A 20,597-nucleotide genomic window follows, 5' to 3' on the forward strand; every position below is an offset into this window, starting at 1 on the left:
TCGCCGAGGACAAGACCCGACTCGCGGCCCGGCGCAGTCACGTACGTCCGAGGAGGACCCGTGAGCACACTCCCCGCCCCCCGTTCCGGCCCCCGCTTCGGCGTCAACTACACGCCGCGCCGGGGCTGGTTCCACTCCTGGTACGACTTCGACCCGGCCCTCGCCCGCGAGGACCTCGACCAGATCGCCGGGCTGGGCCTGGACCACGTACGGATCTTCCCGCTCTGGCCGCTGCTCCAGCCGAACCGCACGCTGATCCGCGCCTCCGCCGTCGACCATGTGGCGCAGCTCGTGGACGCGGCCGCCGACGCGGGCCTCGACGTCATGGTGGACGGTGTGCAGGGCCACCTCTCCAGCTTCGACTTCTACCCGGAGTGGACCCGCAGTTGGCACCACCGCAACGTCTTCACGGACCCGGAGACGATCGAGGCGCAGGCCAACCTGCTGCGCGCCCTCGGCGGCGCCCTGGCCGGCCGGCCCAACCTCCTCGGCCTCCAGCTGGGCAACGAACTCAACAACCTGGTCGAACACAACCCGGTGACGGTGGCCGACATCGACCACTACCTCGACACCCTGCTGGCCGCCGCGCGAACCGGCCTGGGATCGCCCGGGGGCCTGGTCACGCACTCCGCGTACGACGCCGCCTGGTACAGCGACGACCACCCCTTCACGCCGGAGGCCTCGGCCCGCAAGGGCGACCTGACGACCGTCCACCCCTGGGTGTTCTCGGCCGACTGCGCCCGTCGCTACGGCCCCCGCTCCCCGCAGGTCCGGCATCTCGCGGAGTACGGCGTGGAACTGGCCACCGCCTACGCCGAGGACCCCGCCCGGCCCGTCTGGGTCCAGGAGACCGGCGCCCCCGAACCGCACATCCCGGCGGCCGACGCCCCCGACTTCGCCCGCGCGACCGTACGCAACGCCGTCGACTGCGCCAACCTGTACGGGGTCACCTGGTGGTGCTCCCACGACGTCGACCGTTCCCTGGCCGACTTTCCCGAACTGGAGTACACCCTCGGCCTGTTCGACTCCACGGGCCGCCCCAAACCCATCGCCGAGGCCCTCGCGGAGACGGTCGCCGAACTGCGCGCAGAACCCGGCCGGACCGAACCCCGTACGGCAGAACCCCGTACGACCGCCCTGGTCCTGGACTGCACACCAGGGAACCGTTCGATCTCAGGTCCCGGAGGCGCGTACTTCGAGGCATGGATGCGGCTGCGGGCGGAGGGCGTGCGCCCGGCGGTCGTGCTGGCGGAACGGGCCGAGGACGAGACCTACCTGGCGGCCAGGGGCATCAAGGAGACCGTCCGGGAGCTGTGACCGGTTGAAACGCGCGCTATGACCCAGCTCACATCCTGCCCGTGCAGCAGTTGGGCGGCCTGTCACGTCGAGGAGGGGTGACAGGAAGGGAGGAGCGTGTGGATCTGGCAACCGAGTGGAAGCCCGGCGCCCGCCTCGGCGGGGCCGGAGCCTGGGCCGGCTCCGAGTCCGGGGAGATGGATTTCCCCGGGTTCGTCGCCACCCGGTCGGCGTCCTTGTTCCGTGGCGCCCTTGTCCTCACCGGGAACCGGGAGGCGGCGGAGGACCTGGTCCAGGAGACCCTGGAGCGGGTCTGCCGCAAGTGGCGCACCATCGCCGCCAAGGACGCTCCGGACGCCTATGTGCGGCGGATCATGGTGAACCTGGCCAACGACCGGTGGCGGCGGTTCCGCCGTATGGTCCCGCTGGTGTCACCGGTTCCGCATCAGGACACCGGCGACAGGGCGGCCCTCGGGGACGAGTACGGGCGCGTCGACAGCAGGGACCAGTTGGTACGGGCCCTGCAGTCGCTGCCGATGCGTATGCGCACGGTCGTGGTGCTGCGGTACTTCCACGACCTCTCCGACGCCGAGATAGCGGCCGACCTGAGGATCTCGCCGAGCACCGTACGGTCCCAGCTCGCCCGGGGAATCGACAAGCTCAGAAGCCAGTTTCCCGCGCTCTCCGACCCTTCACCGTCACCTTCATCGCCGTCGCAGTCACCGCAGCAGCCCGGAACCACGGGATCTACGGGATCTACGGGATCCATGGGATCCATGGGAGGAACTCGATGACCCACTCCCGCTGCACCGACGGCACACCCTTCGAAGAGGAACTGGTGAACGCCATGAACGACTTCGCGAACTCCGCCGCCGCACCCGACTTCGACAGCGCCGGCATCGTGCGCAAGACCCGTCGCAGGCGGAACACGGCCATCGCGGGTATCGCCGCCGCCCTCATTGTGGCCGGTGGCGGCACAGCCATCGCCACCGGCGGTTCGGACGCCCCCAAGCCCTCGACCGTCGCCACCAGCACGACCACCTCGACCTACAACCCGGCCGCCACGATCCAGCTGGAGGACAGCAAGTTCAAGGACGAGTTCGGGGGCCTGAGCCTGGACTTCGCCAAGCAGCGGCTCCTGAAGATGCAGCTCGAACTCGGCACGGTCGGCAAGACGGACTGCGGCAAGAACGGCAAGCCGGGCACGGTCATCGCGGTCGACCCCCACGAGCCGAAGATCGTCTCCAGGGGAGACACCATCAACCTGACGCTCTGCGCCGGCTGACCGACCTGCCCCTTGGCTCCCTGACCACCTGAGACGCCCGTCTCTGTTCCCGTTCCTTTTGGTACCGGCGCCGGTACCAAAAGGAACGGGAACAGCGTCAGACGCCGCTTCCCACCAGCACCTCGGCCAGCGCCCGCAGGTTGACCCGCCCACGCCCGTACGAACACAGCACGGCGGCGTGATCCGGCAACCCCGTCTCCACCACCACCGCGTCCTCACGCCCGGCCAGCAGCGCCTCCCGCAGCTCCCGCTGCCACGGATACAGCCCGGCATCCGACGTGGCGACCACCAGCGGCACCCCGGCCGCCCAGCCCAGAATCCCCTCGACCATGGCACGCTGATCCACCGGAACCTCGCTCAGCGCCAGGCCCGCGGCCGTGGGATCCAGTGCGCGCACTTCGCTCAGCAGATCCTCGCCGCCCCAGTTCAGCGCGGGATGCGGCGGCGGAAACAGGTCGACGACATAGGCACCGGACGCCGGGGCGAACCCACCGGCCCGCGCACCCTCCAGGGTGCCCCGCACCGCCCGCCGAGCCGCGTCGAGGCCCGCACCCGTGTCCCACGGCGCGACAGCGCCCCGTTCCGGCGCGACCGCGTACCGCTCCGCCAGCTTCCGCACCCGCCCGGCGGCCTCCCGTACCCGCTCCTCCGCGAGCGTGCCGTCGTGCAGCGCGTCGATCACCGCGTCCCGGCAGGCCAGGGTGGTCGTCAGGTCCGGCACCGCCACGATCACCTGGTCGGCGCCCGCCGCGAGAGCGAGCCGGGCGCCGGCCGCCTCGCCGTACCGGTCGGCTATCGCCTTCATCTCCAGGGCGTCGCTGACCAGGACCCCGTCGAAGCCGAGGTCGTGGCGGAGCAGGTCGCCCAGGATGCGGCGACTGAGGGTCGCGGGCCGTTCCGGATCCAGCGCCGGATACACGACGTGCGCGCTCATCAGCATCGGCACGCCCGCCGCCACCGCCGCGCGGAACGGCTCGACATCGGCGCGGATCTCGTCGTACGACCGCGGGTCGACCGCCATCTCGTGGTGGCTGTCGGTCACCGTGCCGCCGTGGCCGGGGAAGTGCTTGGCGCAGGAGGCGACACCGCGCGCCTCGGTGGCCGTGATCCAGGCGGTGAGGTGACGGGCGGCGAGGCCGGGGTCGGCACCGAAGGAGCGGGTGCGGACGATCGGGTTGTCTGGGTGGTGCTGGAGGTCGGCGACAGGGGCGTACGAGACGGTGATGCCCAGCGAGGCGAGGTGACCGGCGAGGGCGTCGGCGCAGCGGGCGGTGAGGTCCGGGTCGTCGACGACGCCGAGGGCGTAGGAGCCGGGCACCTCGGGGGCGCCCGCGGCGACGAGGTGGCCGATGCCGCCGCCCTCGTTGTCGATGGCGACGAGGAGATCGGGGCGCAGGGCGCGCAGCTCGTCGGTGAGGCGGCGGACCTGGTCCGCGTCGCGCACGTTGCGGGTGAAGAGGATGACCCCGCCGAGGCCGCGCTCGATGAGCCGCCTGAGGGTGTGCGGGACACCGGCGGTGCCGTCGAAACCGGCGACGAGACACCGGTGGACGGCTTCGTCGAGGTCGACGGGCAGGTGGTGCCGGGGCTGCTGCTGCATCGACTTCATCGGGGGCCTCTGGGTTCGCGGGCAGATACTTGGATGATAGAAGTCACCAAAACTGCAGCACAAGGTGAATCAAACAACCAGATTTACCGTGCGGACGGTCGAGAGCCGGCCGCCGACCGAGGATCTCCGAAACTTCCACCGCGACTCGGTCGATCCACCAGACTTGCTCCTGTTTCCGGACAGAGAAGGCAGAAAAGGCAGAGAAGGCGGAGAAGGCGGAGAAGGGACGGCAAGCATGTCGAACAGCGCACTTCTGGTGATGGACGTCCAACGGGACGTCGTGGCCATCGCCGATGACGGTTCCGGATATCTCCCGCGCCTGCGCAGGGCGATCGACGGTGCCCGGGCCGCAGGTATCCCCGTGATCTACGTGCGGATGGGGTTACGGCCGGGCTATCCGGAAGTCAGCCCCCGCAACAGGGTGATGACAAACGCCGTGCGGGCCGGCCTGTTCACCGAGGGGGCCCCTGGCACCGAGATCCATGACGACGTCGCGCCCCAGCAGGGCGACGTCGTGGTCACCAAGAGACGGGGGAGCGCGTTCTCGGGCAGCGACCTCGACCTGGTGCTCAGGGCTCGCGATATCGACAGCCTCGTTCTCACCGGCATCGCCACCAGCGCTGTGGTGCTGTCCACCCTGTGGCACGCCATCGACCTGGACTTCGGCCTCACCGTCCTGGCGGATGCCTGCCTCGACACCGACCCCGAGGTGCACCGGATGCTCACCGAGAAACTGTTCCCACAGTGGGCGGACGTGGTCACCGTCGCGGACTGGGTCAAAGCCATCGCACCGCGGTAGCGGGAGGCCGTGTCACCTGGGTCATGCCCCCAGATCCTCCGTCACGTGCAAGCACTCGGCGAGCAGGTCGACGACGTCGCGCCAGGCGCGCCGCGCGTGCCGTGGGTGGTGGCCGACGCCGGGGACCGTGGGGTGGTCGACCGGCGGGTGGTGGAAGGCGTGCAAGGCGCCGCCGTAGACCGTGAGGCGCCAGTCGACGCCCGCGGCCTGCATCTCAGCGGTGAACGCGTTCCGTTGCGCGGGCGGCATGATCGGGTCTTCCGACCCGACCCCGGCCCACACCGGGCAGCGGATGCGCGCCGCCTCGCCCGGTCGACCCGTGGTCAGTGCGTTGACTGTCCCGATCGCGCGCAGACTGACGCCGGCACGCCCGAGTTCCAGCCCGATGGCGCCCCCGGTGCCGTAACCGACGGCGGCGATCCGGTCGGGGTCGGTCCGCGGTTCGGTGCGCAGCACGTCGAGCGCCGCATGGCCGATGCCCCGCATCCGGCCGGGATCAGCGAGCAGTGGCAGGCAACGGGCCAGCATCTCCTCGGGGTCACCCAGATAGCGCCCGCCGTGCAGGTCGAAGGCCAGCGCCACATATCCCAGCTCGGCGAGAGCGTCGGCCCGGCGGCGCTCGACGTCGCTGAGCCCCATCCCCTCTGGTCCGAGCAGCACCGCGGGCCGGCGGTCGACACCGGCCGGGAGCGCGAGGTGCCCGATCATCGTCAAACCGTCGGCCGGGTACTCGACCGCACGCGTCGCAATCGTCGCCATGGGACCGGACTGTAGTGATCGTCGAGCCCGGTCCGGCCGGTGTTCTGCCACTGGCAGAGCAGTGCACCCGAGTGGTGTCGAAACCCGCCGCTGACCAACACACTGGCAGGCGGGCCCTGCCGTGAAGGCTCCGCGCACGATCTGACGTGGATGTTCCTCAGCCTCCATGCGGCGGACGCCCCGCATTCACCCCCGCCCCACACGATGCGCCCATGAACCGTGCCACCCTCGCCCTCGCCGCACCCCTGTGCGCCCTGCTGGCCACCGCACTCCCCGCCCAGGCGGCGAACCGCTCCTCCTCGGTCTCCGCCTCCGCCGACAGCTACGGCACCAAGGCCTCGTACGCCCCCCAGCAGAGCCTGCGGAGCTACCAGCAGCCGCCGCAGGGCTTCGTCCCGGTGTTCACGGAGAACGTCTCCCGACACGGCTCGCGGGCCGCGACCGACAGTTCGGACGGCGAGCTGATCCTCAAGCTGTGGGACCAGGCCGAGAGCGAGAGCCAACTCACCGCGCGCGGCAAGGAGTTCGGCCCGAAGGTACGGGCCCTGCTCGACGCCATGGCCAAGGTCGGCTACGGCAACCTCAGCGGACGCGGCCGGAGCGAGCTCGCGGGCACCGCCGTACGGATGGAGAAGCGGCTGCCGGGTCTCTTCGCCGGGATCGCGAGGAACGGCGAGAAGATCGACGTCGTCAGCTCCGGGCAGGGCCGCGCCGTCGACAGCGGGCAGATCTTCGCCGACACCCTCGCGGCCACCGACCCGGCCCTCAAGCCGCTCATCGGCCCGGTCCGCACCGACAAGGACCTGCTCTACTTCCACAAGGCCGCGGGCGGCGCCGCCTACCGCGACTACATCGCGAACGACCAGCGCCTCGCCGGCACCCTCACGTCGATCACCGAGCAGCCGGCCACGCACCGCGCCGCCTCCGACGTACTCCGGAAGATCTTCAAGCGGCCGTTCGCGCAGCGGATCGTCGACGGTGAGTTCTCCTCCGTCGGCAGTGCGGTGGACGCGGCCGAGGCGGTCTACAACCTGTACGGTATCGCCCCGGCCATGGGCGACGAGAGCCCCGGTGGCAGGGGCTGGCACATGGACCGGTACATCTCGCAGCGCGACGCCGCCTGGTTCGGATACCTGAGCGACGCCGAGGACTTCTACGAGAAGGGCCCCGGCTTCGCCGACAGCGACATCACCTACAAGATGGCGAACGTCCTGCTCGACGACTTCTTCAAGAAGGCCGAGACCGCACAGGACAGCAGCACCAGCTCCGCCGACACCAACACGCTCGGTGCCGAACTGCGCTTCACGCACGCCGAGGAGATCATCCCGCTGGCCGCGCTGATGGGCCTGCCGGGCAGCACCCAGGGGGTGACCGCCGAGCGGCCGTACACGTACGGCGACAACCCGTGGCGGGGCGCGGCCGTGGCGCCGATGGCCTCGAACATCCAGTGGGACGTGTTCCGCAAGGGCGACACCACCCTCGTACGCATGCTCTACAACGAGAAGGAGACCGCCTTCAGGGCGGGCTGCCGACCGGTGGCCAAGGGCAGCAAGTTCTACGACCTGGATGAGCTGGAGCGCTGCTTCGGCCGTACTTCCTGACGCGAGGAGAGTACGGATACAGGGGTACGGATATAGGGGTACCCGGTATCCGTACCCGCCCCACCGGCTAGCATGACCCCAGTGACAGCCCGTGCACAGCGACACCAGCGCGCGCACCCACCGTCCTGGTGGGCGCGTGCCTTCGGCGTGCTCTGGCTGCTGGCAGGCGTCCTCGCGATGCACGGCCTCGGGCCGGGTGGCATGTCCGTCGGTATGACGGACAGTGGCCATCACGAGTACCGGGTCGTCCAGGCCTCGCAGGCGACGAGGGCGATGAGCACGACCCCGGAGACCGACGAGTCCGTCTGCTACTGCATGGGCTCGCACGGCGGCCACACCCAGCACGCCGACGCGACCTGCGCGTCCGGCGCCGTACCGGCGGGGCACACGTTCCCCGCCCTCGCGCCCGACCCGGCCGGTGCCTCGGTCCTGGCCGCCCGTGCCGACCGTTCGCTGCCCCGGTCCCCCGAGGGCGCCCGCGCGCCACCCTCCCTCGCCGAACTCCAACTCCTGCGGATCTAGAGGTCCCCGCACGTCTCCGTCTCAGGCGTGCCCGCGTATCTCAATCCCCCCTCGCACAGCAGGAGTTCCAGCATGCGCACAACCCGCAAGACCCTCGTCGCCCTGGCCGTCGCAGGCACGCTCGCCGTCACCCTCACCGCGTGCGGCAGCGACGACGGCGACAGCAACAGCAGCGGTAGCAGCAACAGCACGGGTACCAGCAGTGGTGCCAAGGCCGGGGCCGAGGGCTACAACGCTCAGGACGTCACCTTCGCGCAGGGCATGATCCCCCACCACCAGGGCGCCCTGATGATGGCGAAGGAAGCGGCCGTCAAGGCGTCGTCGGCCGAGGTCAAGTCCCTCGCCGCCCGCATCGAGAAGGCCCAGGCCCCGGAGATCGAGACCATGACGGGGTGGCTGAAGACCTGGGGCAAGGACGTCCCCACGTCGACGGAGTCGATGCCCGGCATGGAGTCCATGGAGGGGATGGAAGGAACGGCGGGGATGGAGTCGATGCCCGGCATGGACCACAACGCCTCCGGCAAGGAGTTCGACAAGAACTTCCTCACCATGATGATCGAGCACCACAAGGGCGCCGTGACGATGGCCACCACCGAGAAGGCCAAGGGCGAGTTCGGCCCCGCCACCTCCATGGCCGACGACGTCATCCGCACCCAGAACGCCGAGATCACCGAGATGAACGGCCTCCTCGGCAAGAACTGACACCACTGACACCGTCGCTGGGTAGGCCGACCGTCGGGCCGGCCGACCCAGCACGGTCGCTCAGCCCCGCCCGCTCACCCCTGCCCGCTCACCCCCGCCCGCTCACCCCTGCCCACCCACCGTGAACCCGATGACCGCCCCGCCCCCGTCCCGCCGGTTCGCGAAGGGCGCCCCGCCGTGTGCGATGGCCACCTCACGGACGATCGACAACCCGAGGCCGGAACCCGGCAGGCTACGGGCGTCGGCGGCGCGGTAGAAGCGGTCGAACAGGCGCACAAGATCGCCCTCGGCGATTCCGGGCCCCCGGTCGAGCACCTCGACCCGGATCACCCCCTGCCGCCCGCCCTGCCGCGCCCGCTCCGGCCCGGTGACCGCGATCTCGATCGGCGTCGTGCCGCCCCGGTCGAACTTGGCCGCGTTCTCGACGAGGTTGGACATCGCACGCTGGAGCGCGGCGGGACGGGCGTCGGCGGTCGTCTCGCCGCTCACCCGTACGACGACCTCCCGCCCGGTACGCCGCCGGGCCACCACCGCGACCTCGTCCGCGATGTCGGCGAGGTCGATCCGCTGCTTGGGCTCGGCATCCGACTGCCCGGCCGCCAGATCCACCAACTCGTTGACCAGATCGGTGAGTTCACGCGCCTCGAGAGCGAGGTCGTCGACCAGGTCCTCCCGGGTCGCGGGCGGCAGTTCGTCGATGCGGCGCAACAGCGAGATGTTCGTACGGAGGGAGGTGAGCGGAGTCCGCAGCTCGTGCCCCGCGTCCTGGACCAGTCGGCGCTGGTCCTCCTCCGACTGGGCGAGCCGGCCCAGCATGCGGTCGAAGGAGCGCCCGAGGCGTCCCACCTCGTCGGCCCCGGTCACCGGCACCTGGATGCCGAGCCTGCGGGTACGGGCGACGTCCTCGGCGGCGGACGCGAGGATGCGCAGCCGGTGCGTGATCCGCCGGGCCAGCCACCACCCGAACAACCCGGCCGCGACGACGACCGCGACCACCAGCAGGATCGTCCGCTGCTGAAGCTCCCGCAGCAGGTCCTCCGTATCGCTGAACTCCTGCGCGACCTGCACCGCGCCCCGCCCGGCACCCTGTCCGTCGCCCCGCTCGCCGCCCAGGGAGACGGTCGCGATGCGGTAGACGTCATGGCCGACGTCGACGTCCTTGTGCTGCACGGCGAGCCCGGCGACCGGGGACACGGCGATACGACGGTCCTCGGCGGTGACGGGCAGCGCCGGACTGCCACCGTCGACCACCTCGCCGGCCGGCCCGAGCACCTGCACATCCGTACGGCTGGGCCGCACGATGTCGTGCCCCGGCTCGGACGACGAGAAGTCCTGCGGTGTCATCCTGTTGTGCCGCACCTCGTCCTGGAGGTCCTCCACGACCTCCGCGAAGGCGGACTGCTGGTCCACCCGGACCAGCCGCGCGGCGGCGTCGTACGACAGGAAACCGACCAGCACGGTCACCCCCGCGGCGACCGCGGCGAACGACACGGCGAAGGTGGTCCGCAACGAGGCCAGTCCCGCCCTCCGCAGGACCACTCAGTCCTCCCGGAGGACGTAACCCACGCCTCGCACCGTGTGGATCAGCTGCGACGCGCCCGGCTCGTCGAGCTTGCGGCGCAGATAACCGACGTACACGGCGAGGTTCTTCGAGCCCGGGCCGAAGTCGTAGCCCCAGATACGGTCGTAGATCGTGGAGTGGTCGAGGACGATCCCGGCGTTGCGCACGAGCAGTTCCAGCAGCTCGAACTCGGTGCGGGTCAGCTCCAGTTCGCGCGTCCCGCGCCACACCCGTCGCGCCTGGAGGTCCATCCGCAGTCCGGCGGCGGTGAGCTGCCGCTCGGGAAGGGCGGGTTCCTTCGCCACGTGCGAGGCATGTCCGCCGACGGGCGCGGCACTCCTGGAAGGGCGTTCGCCGGTGCCGGTGCGCCGCAGCAGCGCGCGGAGCCGGGCGAAGACCTCCTCGACGTCGAACGGCTTGACGACGTAGTCGTCCGCGCCCGCGTCCAGGCCCGCGATCCGGTCGGCGGTCTCCACCAGCGCGGTGAGCATCAGGATCGGCGTACGGTCCCCCTCCGCGCGCAGCACCCGGCACACCTGGAGCCCGTCGATGCCGGGCATCATCACGTCGAGGAGGAGAATGTCCGGCGGTGTGCGATGCGCCTGGGCGAGCGCCTCGACCCCGTCGGCGACCGCGGTGACCCGGTAGCCCTCCAGAGTCAGGGCCCGCTCCAGGGCGTGGCGGATGGCACGGTCGTCCTCGGCGAGCAGCACGGTGTGGGGCACCCGCCCAGTGTGCCAAGGGGAGCTCTTACTCGCCTCTCACTCTCCCCCGCGCCCACACCCACGCTCCCGCCCTGACTCCTGCTCCTCCGGCTCTCACCGCCGCAGCGCGTCCAACTGCTGCTCGAACGGGACGACCACGAACCCGCCCGACTCGACGCCGTCCGCCTCGGAGCCATCCGCCTCGACGCCGTCCGGCACGGGCCTCGGTGCCGGCAGCCGCGCCGCCGACAACCCAGCCATCAGGGCCACCAGCTCCCCGGCCGCCCGCTCGATCCGCTCCGGCAGCCCCTCCGCGCCCCAGTCCTCCGAGGCCGCGTACACCGCCGTCGGCACGACCACTGCCCGCAGATACGCGAACAACGGCCGCATCGCGTGCTCCAGCACCAGCGAGTGCCGGGCCGAGCCACCGGTCGCGGCGACCAGCACCGGCTTCCCCGCCAGCGCGTCCTTCTCCAGCACGTCGAAGAACGACTTGAACAGCCCGCTGTACGAAGCGGAGAACACCGGAGTCACGACGACCAGCCCGTCCGCCCGCGTCACCGCGTCGAGCGCGTCCGCCAGCTTCCGCCCCGGGAACCCGTTGGTGAAGTGGTGCGCGATCTCCACGGCCAGCTCGCGCAGCTCCACGACCTGAACATCGAGTTCGAGATCGACATCGGCGTCGGCCTTCCGGCCCACCGCGGCGGCCAGCCGATCGGCCAGCAGCCGGGTGGACGACGGAACACTCAGCCCGGCCGAAACGACGACGAGCTTCATACGGCGCTCCCCTCCTTCTCCTGCTGCTCCTTGCGTGCGGCGGCCAGCAGGGAGGCGTGCGTCGGCGCGTCCGGCACGTCCGCCGCCCGGCCCTTGGCGAACTCCGCCCGCAGCACCGGCACGACCTCCTCGCCGAGCATGTCGAGCTGCTCGAGGACCGTCTTCAGCGGCAGCCCCGCGTGGTCGAGCAGGAACAGCTGGCGCTGGTAGTCACCGGCGTACTCCCGGAAGGCGAGCGTCTTCTCGATGACCTGCTGCGGCGACCCGACGGTCAGCGGGGTCTGGTCGGCGAACTCCTCCAGCGAGGGCCCGTGCCCGTACACCGGCGCCTCGTTGAAGTACGGCCGGAACTCGCGGACCGCGTCCTGCGAGTTCTTCCGCATGAACACATGGCCGCCCAGCCCCACGATGGCCTGTTCGGCGGTCCCGTGCCCGTAGTGGGCGTACCGGGCCCGGTACAGGTCGATCATCCGCTTGGTGTGGTCGGCCGGCCAGAAGATGTTGTTGTGGAAGAAGCCGTCGCCGTAGTAGGCCGCCTGCTCGGCGATCTCGGGCGAGCGGATGGACCCGTGCCAGACGAACGGCGGTACGTCGTCCAGGGGCCGGGGTGTCGACGTGAACCCCTGCAACGGCGTCCGGAACTTCCCCTCCCAGTTCACGACGTCCTCGCGCCACAGCCGGCGCAGCAGGGCGTAGTTCTCGACGGCGAGGTTGATGCCCTCCCGGATGTCCTGCCCGAACCACGGGTACACCGGGCCGGTGTTGCCGCGCCCCATCATCAGGTCCACGCGCCCGTCGGCCAGGTGCTGGAGCATCGCGAAGTCCTCCGCGATCTTCACCGGGTCGTTGGTGGTGATGAGGGTGGTGGAGGTGGAGAGGACCAGCTTCTCCGTCTGGGCGGCTATGTAGCCGAGCATCGTGGTCGGGGACGACGGCACGAACGGCGGGTTGTGGTGCTCACCCGTGGCGAACACGTCAAGACCGACCTCCTCGGCCTTGAGCGCGATGGCGACCATGGCCTTGATGCGCTCGCGTTCGGTCGGCGTACGTCCCGTGGTCGGGTCCGGTGTGACATCGCCGACGCTGAAGATCCCGAACTGCATGGTCGCTCACCCTCCAGGTTGTTAATCATTCAACTATAGCGTCCGAGTGCGACAACCGCGCCCCCTCCAGAGGTATTCCGGCCCCTTCCAGGGGCGTGCCACCTCGTGCTACAAGTGCCACCAGCGATCAGAGGGTGATTTTCATCTGAAGAGAACGAGGTTCTTCAATGACTTCAATTACTTCAATGACGATGAGCGCGATGCGAACCGTGGTGGTCGGCGCGTCCAGCGGACTGGGCCGCTGCGTCGGGATCGACCTCGGCAGCCGGGGCGAGCGCGTAGCCCTGCTCGCCCGCAGACACGACCGCCTGGCCGAAGCGGCGAAGGAAGCGGGCCCCGACGCCCTCGCCATCACCTGCGACGTCACCGACGAGGACTCGTGCCGGGCGGCGATCGAGCAGGCCGCCGACGGACTCGGCGGCATCGACGCCCTCGTCTACACCACCGGCATCGGCCCCCTCGCCCCCGTCGAGAAGACCGACGCGGACCTCTGGCGCCGGGTCATGGACACCAACGTGATCGGCGCCGCCCTCGTCACCAACGCCGCGCTCCCCCACCTCACCGCGTCCGCCGGCACCGCCGTCTACCTCTCCACGGTCGGCGCCTCCCTCACCCCCGCCTGGCCCGGATTCGCGGGCTACCACGTCAGCAAGGCGGCCCTGGAGAAGCTCGTGGAGGCGTATCGCGTCGAACACCCCTCCGTCGGCTTCACCCGGTTCGTGGTCAGGGACTGCGGGGGCGGCGACGGCGACTCCCGCACCGAGTTCAACAACGGCTGGGACATGACGTACGCCGCCGAGGTCGTCCCGCTCTGGGGCGAACGCGGCTATCTGACCGGCGACCTGCTCGACGTGTCCGAGTTCCTCCGCACCCTGGACGCCGTACTGCGCTGCGGCGGCACCATCCCGGAGGTGACGGTGACGCCGCGCGCCGGCCGACCTCACGGACCTCAGAAGTAGTACGCGTCCCCCGTGTCCAGCACGAGCACGCGCTGCTGGTCGTTGCCGCGGTTGCGGTCCACGAGGCCGCCGTTCCAGACCGTACCGATGTCCAGGGTCACCTCGGAGGGCGCACCCAGAAGGCGCATCCTCAGCCCGATCTGCTCGCCCACACCATCGGCGGCCAGCGCGCCCGTCCGGCACACGACCACCCGCGCCCCGAGCCGCGCGCACCCGTCCGGCAACTGCTGCCGGGCGGCCAGCGGCACCGACCAGGTCAGCCGCACGGTCGCGTCGGCGACGGCGGACGGCCCGTGGTTGCGCGGGGTCACCCGCAGATCGATCCGCCCACGGTCCAGCGAGACGACCCCGTGATACGCGAGATCCGCCTCGGGCCCACCGGTGTCGGCCCCGGCGAACCCCCCGCCGCCGACCAGCCCGACCGCCACCGCACCCACCACGAACCCACACACCCGAACCCTCATGCTCACTCCCGCCGAAGACCACCGAGGACCACCGAAGACAGCCGAGGACTGCCGCAGACCGCGAAGACTGCCGAAGCGATGTATCCCACCTGACGCGCCTGGCAGGCGCCCTCCAACAGGTGACGGTGACGGCGACCGTGAACGGGCATGCGAAAGTGCCCCCATGTCGGTCCTGCGCTCCGGAGCCCTGTTCGTCCTCGCCGCCCTGTTCGAGATCGGCGGCGCCTGGCTCGTCTGGCAGGGCGTACGGGAGCACCGCGGCTGGGTGTGGATCGGCGCGGGCGTGCTGGCCCTGGGCGTGTACGGGTTCGTCGCCACCCTCCAGCCCGACGCGGAGTTCGGCCGCATCCTGGCCGCGTACGGCGGTGTCTTCGTCGCCGGCTCACTGGCCTGGGGCATGGCTGCGGACGGCTACCGCCCGGACCGCTGGGACGTGACGGGCGCGCTGATCTGCCTCGCAGGGATGGCCGTGATCATGTACGCCCCACGAGGCAACTGACCGACGGATGCCGACGGATGCCGACGGATGCCGACGGGTCAGGCGAGCTCGTCGGGCAGCAACCCGAGCTGTCCCAGGAACTCCATCTGGTCGAAGTAGAGCCGGTAGCTGACGATGTGCCCGTCCCGGACCGTCGCGAGGTCCACCCCGCGGATGTGGATCTCCTTGTTCGTCGCGGGCAGATGCTCCCCGGTGGGCAGCGGGATCGGGCCGGTGTTCCGCCCGCTGAAGAAACCCTCGTCGATGGCGGTGTCACCGACCTCGTACGCGTGCACCGACTCGTACGTGCCGTCGGGAACCGCGTCCGTCATCTGCCGCCAGTAGTCGACGATGTTGTCGCGCCCGTGGATCTCCCCGCCGTCAGGGGTGACGGCGACCGCGTCCGGCGCGTAGAGCTCGGCGACCGCCTTGAGGTCGGGCGTCGAGGTGATCGCCTCCGTGAGCCGGTCCATGACCTCACGTGCCTGTCCCATGATCCACACACCTCCAGTGCCGAGGATCACCCACCCCATTTTCCCACCGCCCACGGGTGACGGCAGTACGGAACGACCCGCCTGCCTATCCTGGGCAGCACAACCACCACCAGACCACCCCGAACAACCCGAGGAGCAGTCCCATGGCCGCCGCCCCGTCCGCCGCCTCCCGCATCGCCGTGATCACCGGCGCGAGCAGCGGAATCGGCGCCGCGACGGCCCGACGGCTCGCCGCGGCCGGCTACCGCGTCGTCCTGACGGCCCGCCGCAAGGACCGGATCGAGGCGCTGGCCGAGGAGATCAACGCGACGGGCGGCCAGGCCGCGGCGTATCCCCTGGACGTCACCGACCGCACGGCGGTGGACGAGTTCGCGAGCGCGTTCAAAACCATCGGCGTGCTCGTCAACAACGCGGGCGGTGCACTCGGCGCCGACCCGGTGGCCACCGGCGACCCGGCCGACTGGCGCCAGATGTACGAGACGAACGTCATCGGCACCCTCAACCTCACCCAGGCCCTCCTCCCCGCCCTCACGGCGAGCGGCGACGGCACGATCGTGGTCGTCTCCTCCACCGCGGGCCACGGCACGTACGAGGGCGGCGGAGGCTACGTCGCCGCCAAGCACGGCACCCACGTCCTCGCCGAGACACTGCGCCTGGAGATCGTCGGCACCCCGGTCCGGGTCATCGAGATCGCGCCGGGCATGGTGAAGACGGACGAGTTCGCCCTGACCCGCTTCTCCGGCGACCCGGAGAAGGCAGCCAAGGTCTACGAGGGCGTCGCCGAGCCCCTCACCGCCGACGACGTGGCGGAAACGATCACCTGGACGGTCACCCGCCCGAGCCACGTCAACATCGACCTCCTGGTCCTGCGCCCCCGCGCCCAGGCATCGAACACAAAGGTCCACCGGGACGCGTGATGGCCACCCCCGAAGAGGAACGGAAACAGGAGCAGGAGCAGGAGCAGGAGCAGCGCCGCCTGGCCGAGGAGAAGAAGAACGAACGCTACATGTGGTGGTACCTCGGCTACTTCCTCTTCGGCATCCACCTCGTGGCCTTCGTGATGATCTACGCGGTCACGCACGCCCCGAAGTAGCCACCCACAGGGGTGAACATCATCGATCACCCGAACGGCGCCTGAACAGGCGACCTAGGCTCGCGCCACAACGTCAACGAGACGGCCCCTGGCCGGGACGCCATTCCCGACCAAGGGCCCGACCAGCACGGAAGTGGAGCTTCCCTGTGGCCGACTGCGAGCCTATCGCCCACCAGTTCATGGACCTCAGGGTCCCGGAATACGCGTACATGTTCGGTTTCATGCAGGCGGACGGGCATCTACAACAAGGCGTCGGCCAGAAAGGCCGGCTGAGTGTCGAGATCAACGTCCGAGACATCGAGCTTCTGCACAAGTTCCAGAAACTGACGCCGTACTACAGCAGCGTCACCGAACGCACGCGGTCGACGAACTTCGCCGAGACCCACACCTCAGCCACCTGGACCCTGTGTTCTCTCGAAGCAAGGACCAGGCTCAACGAACTCGGCCTGCCGTACGGCCGCAAGTCGAACACCATCGGCCCTCCTCGCGTCGAGTTCTCGCGCCGCGACTATCTCCGGGGTGTCATCGACGCCGACGGGTCCGTGGGCTACACAGGCCACGGCTTCCCCTTCGTCTCGTTGACCACAGCCAGTACGGCCGTCGCCGCTTACCTGTGCTTCTACGCAGGAAAGGTCACAGGAGCCGAGCGAACGCTCAAGCGCAACGCCCGCGACGGCATCCACAACATCCTGTACACGAAGGAGGCCGCTCAGAAATTGGCAGTCGATCTCTACTACAAGGACTGTCTGTCCCTCCGGCGCAAGAAGACCGCCGCCGACTCTCTGAGCGCATGGGTCAGGCCGGCGGGCATGAGGGTCGCACCCGACCGTCGCCGCTGGACGGCAGAGGAAGACCGTGTGCTGCTGCGCCTGAACAACGATGCCGCAGCAGCCGAGGAACTCGGTCGAACGGAGAAGAGCTGCTCCATCCGCCTCTGGCGCCTGAGGACCGGCAAGACCCCCCTGCCGATCAGCCGATGACCAGCTGAGCCAGGCCCCCGGTATCCGACCGGGGGCCTGTTTGTCAGCCCTTCACGCAGATGAACTGCTTCAGCTTCGCCACGACCTCGACAAGATCCCGCTGCTGGCCCATGACCTGCTCGATCGGCTTGTAGGCCCCCGGAATCTCGTCCACGACCCCGGAGTCCTTGCGGCACTCCACGCCCCGCGTCTGCTCCTCCAGGTCCGTCGTCGAGAAGCGGCGCTTCGCGGCGGCGCGGCTCATGCGCCGACCGGCGCCGTGCGAGGCCGAGTTGAAGGCCTTCTCGTTGCCGAGACCCTTCACGATGTACGAGCTGGTCCCCATCGAGCCGGGGATGATTCCGTACTCGCCGGAGCCCGCGCGGATCGCCCCCTTACGAGTGACCAACAGGTCCATGCCCTCGTATCGCTCCTCCGCCACATAGTTGTGGTGACAGGAGATCTCAGGCTCGAAGTTGGGCTTCGCCTTCTTGAACTCCTTGCGGATCACGTCCTTCAGGAGCGCCATCATGATCGTGCGGTTGCGCTTCGCGTATTCCTGAGCCCAGTAGAGGTCGTTTCGGTACGCCGCCATCTGCGGAGTGTCCGAGACGAAGACAGCGAGGTCGCGGTCGACCAGGCCCTGGTTGTGCGGAAGCTTCTGGGCCACACCGATATGGAATTCAGCCAGCTCCTTACCGATGTTCCGGGAACCGGAGTGAAGTGTCAGCCACACACAGCCCTCCGAATCGAACAACAGTTCAATGTAGTGGTTTCCCGCGCCAAGCGTGCCCATCTGCAGAGCCGCCCGCTCCCGCCGGAACTTCACCGCATCCGCGATCCCGTCGAACCGCCCCCAGAAGTCGTCCCACCCCCCGGTGGCGAACCCGTACAGCCGCCCCGGGTCGACGGGGCTGTCGTGCATCCCGCGCCCCACCGGAATCGCCTCCTCGACCTTCGACCGCAGCCGGGACAGGTCGCCCGGCAGGTCGTTGGCCGTGAGCGACGTCTTCACGGCGGACATTCCGCAGCCGATGTCGACCCCCACCGCCGCCGGGCACACCGCACCCTGCATCGCGATGACAGAACCGACCGTCGCCCCCTTGCCGAAGTGGACGTCCGGCATGACCGCCAGACCCTTGATCCACGGCAGCGTCGACACGTTCCGCAGCTGCTGCATCGCGACGTCCTCGACGGACGCCGGGTCGGCCCACATACGGATGGGCACCTGCGCGCCCGGCACTTCCACGTACGACATATCGTCCTCATTCCCCCGGAAAACCAACAGAAGTCCCAAATCGCAAAACCGGCGCCAAGGTCAACGAAAGGGATGCCGGACCGGCGAACACGGTGGTGCGTGCGATACACATTGTCTGCCGGTGAGGCCCCTGTGCGGCAAGCGATTAAGCAGCGGGGACACTGGTGAGAGCACCGCCCCACAAAGATCGTCCGCATCGTCGACATCGTCGTCATCGTCGAGAGGAACCTGACCGTGCAGCGGAAGGCCTACGTACCCGGCGTCGCCGCCCTCCTCGCGGCGCTGCTGGCCGGCTGCACCGGCACCTCGGGCGGGGGTGACACCGCCGCGGACGCCAAGCCCGGCGACGCCGGCACCACGACCGCCGCGGCGCAGCCCGGCCGGTACCTCACACTCCCCGAGCCCTGCACCGCGGTGGGCCAGGACGCCCTCGACTCCCTCCTGCCCGGCATCAAGGAGATCGCGGACAAGGACCAGCGCGAGCAGGCGTACGCGGGCGAGTCGACACTCACGTACAACACGGACCGGAAGGTCGGCTGCCGCTGGAAGGTGGAGTCCACGGACGCCATCGACCATCTCTTCGTCGACTTCGAACGGGTCGTGTCCTACGACAACTCCGTGAGCGACGACAGCCAGGCGACGGACCTCTTCGCGACCAAGGTGGTGGACGCCGACCTTCCCGAGCCCGTCGTCTCCACCCCCGCCACACCCACCGCGACCGACTCCCCTTCCTCCCCCTCTGCCACCACCCCCACCGACGCCGCCTCGGCCTCCGCCTCCACGTCGACCTCCGCCTCCCCGGACGCCGGCACCGACGCCGAGTCCGCCGCCGCCCTCCAGCCCCGCCTCCTCGACGGCCTCGGCGACGAGGCGTTCCTCGACGACGCGCTCAGCGGCGCCGGTTCAACGGCCCAGCAGCGGACGGTGACTGTGGCGTTCCGCACGTCCAACGTGATCGTGACCATCGAGTACGTCGAGCAGCCGACGACGTCGGGCACGGTGCCGGACAGCAAGGAAATGCAGGACAGGGCACAGAAACTGGCCTCCCGGCTCGCCGGCGCGTTCAACTGAGAAGCGCCCCGAGCCCTGTCGTACGGCCCGTCCGGAAAGGGCGTGAAGCAGGACCGCACGCCCCCCTCACCGCGTACCGTGGCCCCTTCGGACCCGATCCGACCGCAGGAACCGAGAGCCGCAGGAACCACAGCGCGATGAGTGAAGGAACCATGCACCGACCCGCACAGCGAGACCAGCGCAGCCGGACCGCCGTAGTGACGACGAAGCGACGGCAGCACGCCCTCGCAGCCCTCGCCGCCGTCCCCGTCCTCCTCCTGGCGGCCGTCGGCTGCTCCTCCGACTCGGGATCCGACTCCGGGTCGGGATCGGGTTCCACCGACAACGCGGCGAAGACGACGGAGCCCGGTGCGGGCGAGACGGTGAGCGCGGCGCCGACCGTGCAGGCGGCGGCGTACCAGAAGCTGCCCGAGCCGTGCGCGGTGCTGTCGACGAAGACGCTGAAGGACCTGGTCCCGAAGGGTGTGAAGTCGGGCAAGGAAGGGTCGTCCAACGACACGACCACGCGCGGCAGTTGCTCCTGGACGAGCCTCGTCAACAACGGCGTGAAGGGTTCCCAGTTCCGCTGGCTGAACGTGTCGCTGCTGCGCTTCGAGTCGACCGCGTCGCGCGGTTCCGGCAACGAGCTGGCGCAGAAGTACTACGAGAGCCAGGTGCAGGACGCCCAGTCGGCGGCGGGTGCGAAGAACGTCAGTTCGGCGCCGGTGTCCGGGGCGGGGGACGACGCGACGTCGGTGCGCTACGACCTGAAGAAGAAGGAAGGCGCCTTCCGGCAGCAGACGGTGGTGGTCCGGGTCGAGAACGTCGTCGTGACCCTCGACTACAACGGTGCCGGGCTCGCGGGCGAGAAGACGCCGAGCGCGGACAGTCTTGCGAAGGCAGCGGTGAAGGCGGTCAAGGAGGCCGTCACGAAGGTGTCGGCGGAGAACGGCGAGGGCGGTTCGGGCACCCCTGACCCGACCAACTCCCCTAGCGCGTCGACGAGTTCGTCGGCCAAGCCGAGTGCGTCCCCGTCCGAGTCGGCGACCAAGTCGGCTGCGAAGGCACCTTCCTCGTCCGCCTCCCCCTCAGCGTCGAAGAAGAACTGACCTTGTCTCGGCAAC

At 69.8% G+C, this 20,597-nt stretch carries 23 protein-coding genes; 14 read left to right on the forward strand and 9 right to left on the reverse strand.

The genetic code is table 11. The annotated features are described in order from the left end of the window. The first annotated feature begins 60 nt into the window (after nucleotides 1-60). The 3 genes from OG241_RS23775 (at nucleotide 61) to OG241_RS23785 (ending at nucleotide 2,581) form a co-directional block, all read left to right on the forward strand. Nucleotides 61-1,317, forward strand: coding sequence for a glycosyl hydrolase (locus tag OG241_RS23775; RefSeq protein WP_405817665.1), 1,257 nt, complete (start codon nucleotides 61-63; stop codon nucleotides 1,315-1,317). A 98-nt stretch (nucleotides 1,318-1,415) separates the two neighbouring features. Next, complete coding sequence (locus OG241_RS23780) at nucleotides 1,416-2,090, forward strand: SigE family RNA polymerase sigma factor (RefSeq protein WP_405817667.1); 675 nt, start codon at nucleotides 1,416-1,418, stop codon at nucleotides 2,088-2,090. Beyond that, complete coding sequence (locus tag OG241_RS23785) at nucleotides 2,087-2,581, forward strand: hypothetical protein (protein WP_405817669.1); 495 nt, start codon at nucleotides 2,087-2,089, stop codon at nucleotides 2,579-2,581. Before OG241_RS23780 ends, OG241_RS23785 begins: the two co-directional genes overlap by 4 nt. 97 nt (nucleotides 2,582-2,678) lie before the next feature. On the opposite strand, the gene nagZ is transcribed toward OG241_RS23785, so the two are convergent. After that, the gene (nagZ, locus tag OG241_RS23790; RefSeq protein WP_405817671.1) at nucleotides 2,679-4,190 is read right to left on the reverse strand and encodes a beta-N-acetylhexosaminidase; all 1,512 of its coding nucleotides are present in this window, start codon (nucleotides 4,188-4,190) and stop codon (nucleotides 2,679-2,681) included. Nucleotides 4,191-4,425: 235 nt separating this feature from the next. Here nagZ and OG241_RS23795 point away from each other — a divergent pair, with 235 nt between their 5' ends. Continuing rightward, complete coding sequence (locus OG241_RS23795) at nucleotides 4,426-4,989, forward strand: cysteine hydrolase family protein (RefSeq protein WP_405817673.1); 564 nt, start codon at nucleotides 4,426-4,428, stop codon at nucleotides 4,987-4,989. A 21-nt stretch (nucleotides 4,990-5,010) separates the two neighbouring features. Here the strand turns inward: OG241_RS23795 and OG241_RS23800 are convergent, their stop codons facing one another. After that, nucleotides 5,011-5,748, reverse strand: a complete 738-nt coding sequence (locus OG241_RS23800) for a dienelactone hydrolase family protein (RefSeq protein WP_405817675.1) — start codon at nucleotides 5,746-5,748, stop codon at nucleotides 5,011-5,013. A 212-nt stretch (nucleotides 5,749-5,960) separates the two neighbouring features. On the opposite strand from OG241_RS23800, the gene OG241_RS23805 reads away from it, so the two are divergent. The 3 genes from OG241_RS23805 to OG241_RS23815 all read left to right on the forward strand — a co-directional run bounded on the left by OG241_RS23805 (nucleotide 5,961) and on the right by OG241_RS23815 (nucleotide 8,573). Then, nucleotides 5,961-7,349 (forward strand): histidine-type phosphatase, encoded by a 1,389-nt coding sequence (locus tag OG241_RS23805; protein WP_405817677.1) that lies wholly within the window; start codon nucleotides 5,961-5,963, stop codon nucleotides 7,347-7,349. Between the two features lie 72 nt (nucleotides 7,350-7,421). Further along, nucleotides 7,422-7,871, forward strand: a complete 450-nt coding sequence (locus tag OG241_RS23810) for a DUF6153 family protein (RefSeq protein ID WP_405817679.1) — start codon at nucleotides 7,422-7,424, stop codon at nucleotides 7,869-7,871. A gap of 72 nt (nucleotides 7,872-7,943) precedes the next feature. Beyond that, nucleotides 7,944-8,573 carry a DUF305 domain-containing protein gene (locus OG241_RS23815; protein WP_405817681.1) on the forward strand — a complete coding sequence of 210 codons (630 nt, stop codon included), beginning with the start codon at nucleotides 7,944-7,946 and terminating at the stop codon, nucleotides 8,571-8,573. 102 nt (nucleotides 8,574-8,675) lie between these two features. On the opposite strand, the gene OG241_RS23820 is transcribed toward OG241_RS23815, so the two are convergent. The 4 genes from OG241_RS23820 to OG241_RS23835 form a co-directional block, all read right to left on the reverse strand. Then, nucleotides 8,676-10,112 (reverse strand): ATP-binding protein, encoded by a 1,437-nt coding sequence (locus OG241_RS23820; RefSeq protein WP_405817683.1) that lies wholly within the window; start codon nucleotides 10,110-10,112, stop codon nucleotides 8,676-8,678. Beyond that, nucleotides 10,113-10,847, reverse strand: coding sequence for a response regulator transcription factor (locus tag OG241_RS23825; RefSeq protein WP_405826402.1), 735 nt, complete (start codon nucleotides 10,845-10,847; stop codon nucleotides 10,113-10,115). Between the two features lie 105 nt (nucleotides 10,848-10,952). After that, nucleotides 10,953-11,615 (reverse strand): FMN reductase, encoded by a 663-nt coding sequence (locus OG241_RS23830; RefSeq protein WP_405817685.1) that lies wholly within the window; start codon nucleotides 11,613-11,615, stop codon nucleotides 10,953-10,955. Next, nucleotides 11,612-12,718, reverse strand: coding sequence for an LLM class flavin-dependent oxidoreductase (locus tag OG241_RS23835; protein WP_405817686.1), 1,107 nt, complete (start codon nucleotides 12,716-12,718; stop codon nucleotides 11,612-11,614). Before OG241_RS23835 ends, OG241_RS23830 begins: the two co-directional genes overlap by 4 nt. A gap of 191 nt (nucleotides 12,719-12,909) precedes the next feature. Here OG241_RS23835 and OG241_RS23840 point away from each other — a divergent pair, with 191 nt between their 5' ends. Beyond that, nucleotides 12,910-13,677 (forward strand): SDR family oxidoreductase, encoded by a 768-nt coding sequence (locus OG241_RS23840; protein WP_405817688.1) that lies wholly within the window; start codon nucleotides 12,910-12,912, stop codon nucleotides 13,675-13,677. Here OG241_RS23840 and OG241_RS23845 read toward each other — a convergent pair. Then, nucleotides 13,668-14,141, reverse strand: a complete 474-nt coding sequence (locus tag OG241_RS23845) for a hypothetical protein (RefSeq protein WP_405817690.1) — start codon at nucleotides 14,139-14,141, stop codon at nucleotides 13,668-13,670. The two genes, OG241_RS23840 and OG241_RS23845, sit on opposite strands and share 10 nt — an antisense overlap. Before the next feature lie 163 nt (nucleotides 14,142-14,304). On the opposite strand from OG241_RS23845, the gene OG241_RS23850 reads away from it, so the two are divergent. After that, on the forward strand, nucleotides 14,305-14,640 hold the full coding sequence (locus tag OG241_RS23850; protein ID WP_405817692.1) for a YnfA family protein: 336 nt from the start codon (nucleotides 14,305-14,307) through the stop codon (nucleotides 14,638-14,640). A gap of 38 nt (nucleotides 14,641-14,678) precedes the next feature. Here OG241_RS23850 and OG241_RS23855 read toward each other — a convergent pair whose 3' ends face one another. Then, nucleotides 14,679-15,113, reverse strand: a complete 435-nt coding sequence (locus tag OG241_RS23855) for an ester cyclase (RefSeq protein ID WP_405817693.1) — start codon at nucleotides 15,111-15,113, stop codon at nucleotides 14,679-14,681. Between the two features lie 143 nt (nucleotides 15,114-15,256). On the opposite strand from OG241_RS23855, the gene OG241_RS23860 reads away from it, so the two are divergent. The 3 genes from OG241_RS23860 to OG241_RS23870 all read left to right on the forward strand — a co-directional run bounded on the left by OG241_RS23860 (nucleotide 15,257) and on the right by OG241_RS23870 (nucleotide 17,186). Continuing rightward, a complete protein-coding gene (locus OG241_RS23860) occupies nucleotides 15,257-16,030 on the forward strand; it encodes an SDR family NAD(P)-dependent oxidoreductase (protein WP_405817695.1) in 774 nt (257 codons plus the stop codon). Next, nucleotides 16,030-16,206: a hypothetical protein gene (locus OG241_RS23865; protein WP_405817697.1), complete on the forward strand. Its 177-nt coding sequence runs from the start codon at nucleotides 16,030-16,032 to the stop codon at nucleotides 16,204-16,206. The genes OG241_RS23860 and OG241_RS23865 overlap by 1 nt, the downstream gene beginning before the upstream one ends. 146 nt (nucleotides 16,207-16,352) lie before the next feature. Next, nucleotides 16,353-17,186 carry an LAGLIDADG family homing endonuclease gene (locus OG241_RS23870; RefSeq protein WP_405817699.1) on the forward strand — a complete coding sequence of 278 codons (834 nt, stop codon included), beginning with the start codon at nucleotides 16,353-16,355 and terminating at the stop codon, nucleotides 17,184-17,186. A gap of 43 nt (nucleotides 17,187-17,229) precedes the next feature. Here OG241_RS23870 and OG241_RS23875 read toward each other — a convergent pair whose 3' ends face one another. Continuing rightward, nucleotides 17,230-18,423 (reverse strand): RtcB family protein, encoded by a 1,194-nt coding sequence (locus OG241_RS23875; RefSeq protein WP_405817700.1) that lies wholly within the window; start codon nucleotides 18,421-18,423, stop codon nucleotides 17,230-17,232. Nucleotides 18,424-18,657: 234 nt separating this feature from the next. Here OG241_RS23875 and OG241_RS23880 point away from each other — a divergent pair, with 234 nt between their 5' ends. Together OG241_RS23880 and OG241_RS23885 are read left to right on the forward strand one after the other, a co-directional pair. Continuing rightward, nucleotides 18,658-19,494, forward strand: coding sequence for a DUF3558 domain-containing protein (locus tag OG241_RS23880; protein WP_405817702.1), 837 nt, complete (start codon nucleotides 18,658-18,660; stop codon nucleotides 19,492-19,494). A gap of 137 nt (nucleotides 19,495-19,631) precedes the next feature. Next, nucleotides 19,632-20,582 (forward strand): DUF3558 domain-containing protein, encoded by a 951-nt coding sequence (locus OG241_RS23885; protein ID WP_405817704.1) that lies wholly within the window; start codon nucleotides 19,632-19,634, stop codon nucleotides 20,580-20,582. The last annotated feature ends 15 nt before the right edge of the window (nucleotides 20,583-20,597 follow it).

The sequence above is a fragment of the Streptomyces sp. NBC_01390 genome, assembly GCF_045040105.1.
Lineage (GTDB): Bacteria > Actinomycetota > Actinomycetes > Streptomycetales > Streptomycetaceae > Streptomyces.

Excerpts from the sequence above, each read along its gene's own strand:
- OG241_RS23805 (WP_405817677.1), top strand. The coding sequence starts at position 5,961 with ATGAACCGTGCCACCCTCGCCCTCGCCGCACCCCTGTGCGCCCTGCTG.
- OG241_RS23800 (WP_405817675.1), bottom strand. The coding sequence starts at position 5,748 with ATGGCGACGATTGCGACGCGTGCGGTCGAGTACCCGGCCGACGGTTTG.
- OG241_RS23830 (WP_405817685.1), bottom strand. The coding sequence starts at position 11,615 with ATGAAGCTCGTCGTCGTTTCGGCCGGGCTGAGTGTTCCGTCGTCCACC.
- OG241_RS23885 (WP_405817704.1), top strand. The coding sequence starts at position 19,632 with ATGAGTGAAGGAACCATGCACCGACCCGCACAGCGAGACCAGCGCAGC.
- OG241_RS23835 (WP_405817686.1), bottom strand. The coding sequence starts at position 12,718 with ATGCAGTTCGGGATCTTCAGCGTCGGCGATGTCACACCGGACCCGACC.
- OG241_RS23845 (WP_405817690.1), bottom strand. The coding sequence starts at position 14,141 with ATGAGGGTTCGGGTGTGTGGGTTCGTGGTGGGTGCGGTGGCGGTCGGG.
- OG241_RS23810 (WP_405817679.1), top strand. The coding sequence starts at position 7,422 with ATGACCCCAGTGACAGCCCGTGCACAGCGACACCAGCGCGCGCACCCA.
- OG241_RS23875 (WP_405817700.1), bottom strand. The coding sequence starts at position 18,423 with ATGTCGTACGTGGAAGTGCCGGGCGCGCAGGTGCCCATCCGTATGTGG.
- OG241_RS23815 (WP_405817681.1), top strand. The coding sequence starts at position 7,944 with ATGCGCACAACCCGCAAGACCCTCGTCGCCCTGGCCGTCGCAGGCACG.
- OG241_RS23840 (WP_405817688.1), top strand. The coding sequence starts at position 12,910 with ATGAGCGCGATGCGAACCGTGGTGGTCGGCGCGTCCAGCGGACTGGGC.
- OG241_RS23785 (WP_405817669.1), top strand. The coding sequence starts at position 2,087 with ATGACCCACTCCCGCTGCACCGACGGCACACCCTTCGAAGAGGAACTG.
- nagZ (WP_405817671.1), bottom strand. The coding sequence starts at position 4,190 with ATGAAGTCGATGCAGCAGCAGCCCCGGCACCACCTGCCCGTCGACCTC.
- OG241_RS23850 (WP_405817692.1), top strand. The coding sequence starts at position 14,305 with ATGTCGGTCCTGCGCTCCGGAGCCCTGTTCGTCCTCGCCGCCCTGTTC.
- OG241_RS23860 (WP_405817695.1), top strand. The coding sequence starts at position 15,257 with ATGGCCGCCGCCCCGTCCGCCGCCTCCCGCATCGCCGTGATCACCGGC.
- OG241_RS23865 (WP_405817697.1), top strand. The coding sequence starts at position 16,030 with ATGGCCACCCCCGAAGAGGAACGGAAACAGGAGCAGGAGCAGGAGCAG.
- OG241_RS23795 (WP_405817673.1), top strand. The coding sequence starts at position 4,426 with ATGTCGAACAGCGCACTTCTGGTGATGGACGTCCAACGGGACGTCGTG.
- OG241_RS23855 (WP_405817693.1), bottom strand. The coding sequence starts at position 15,113 with ATGGGACAGGCACGTGAGGTCATGGACCGGCTCACGGAGGCGATCACC.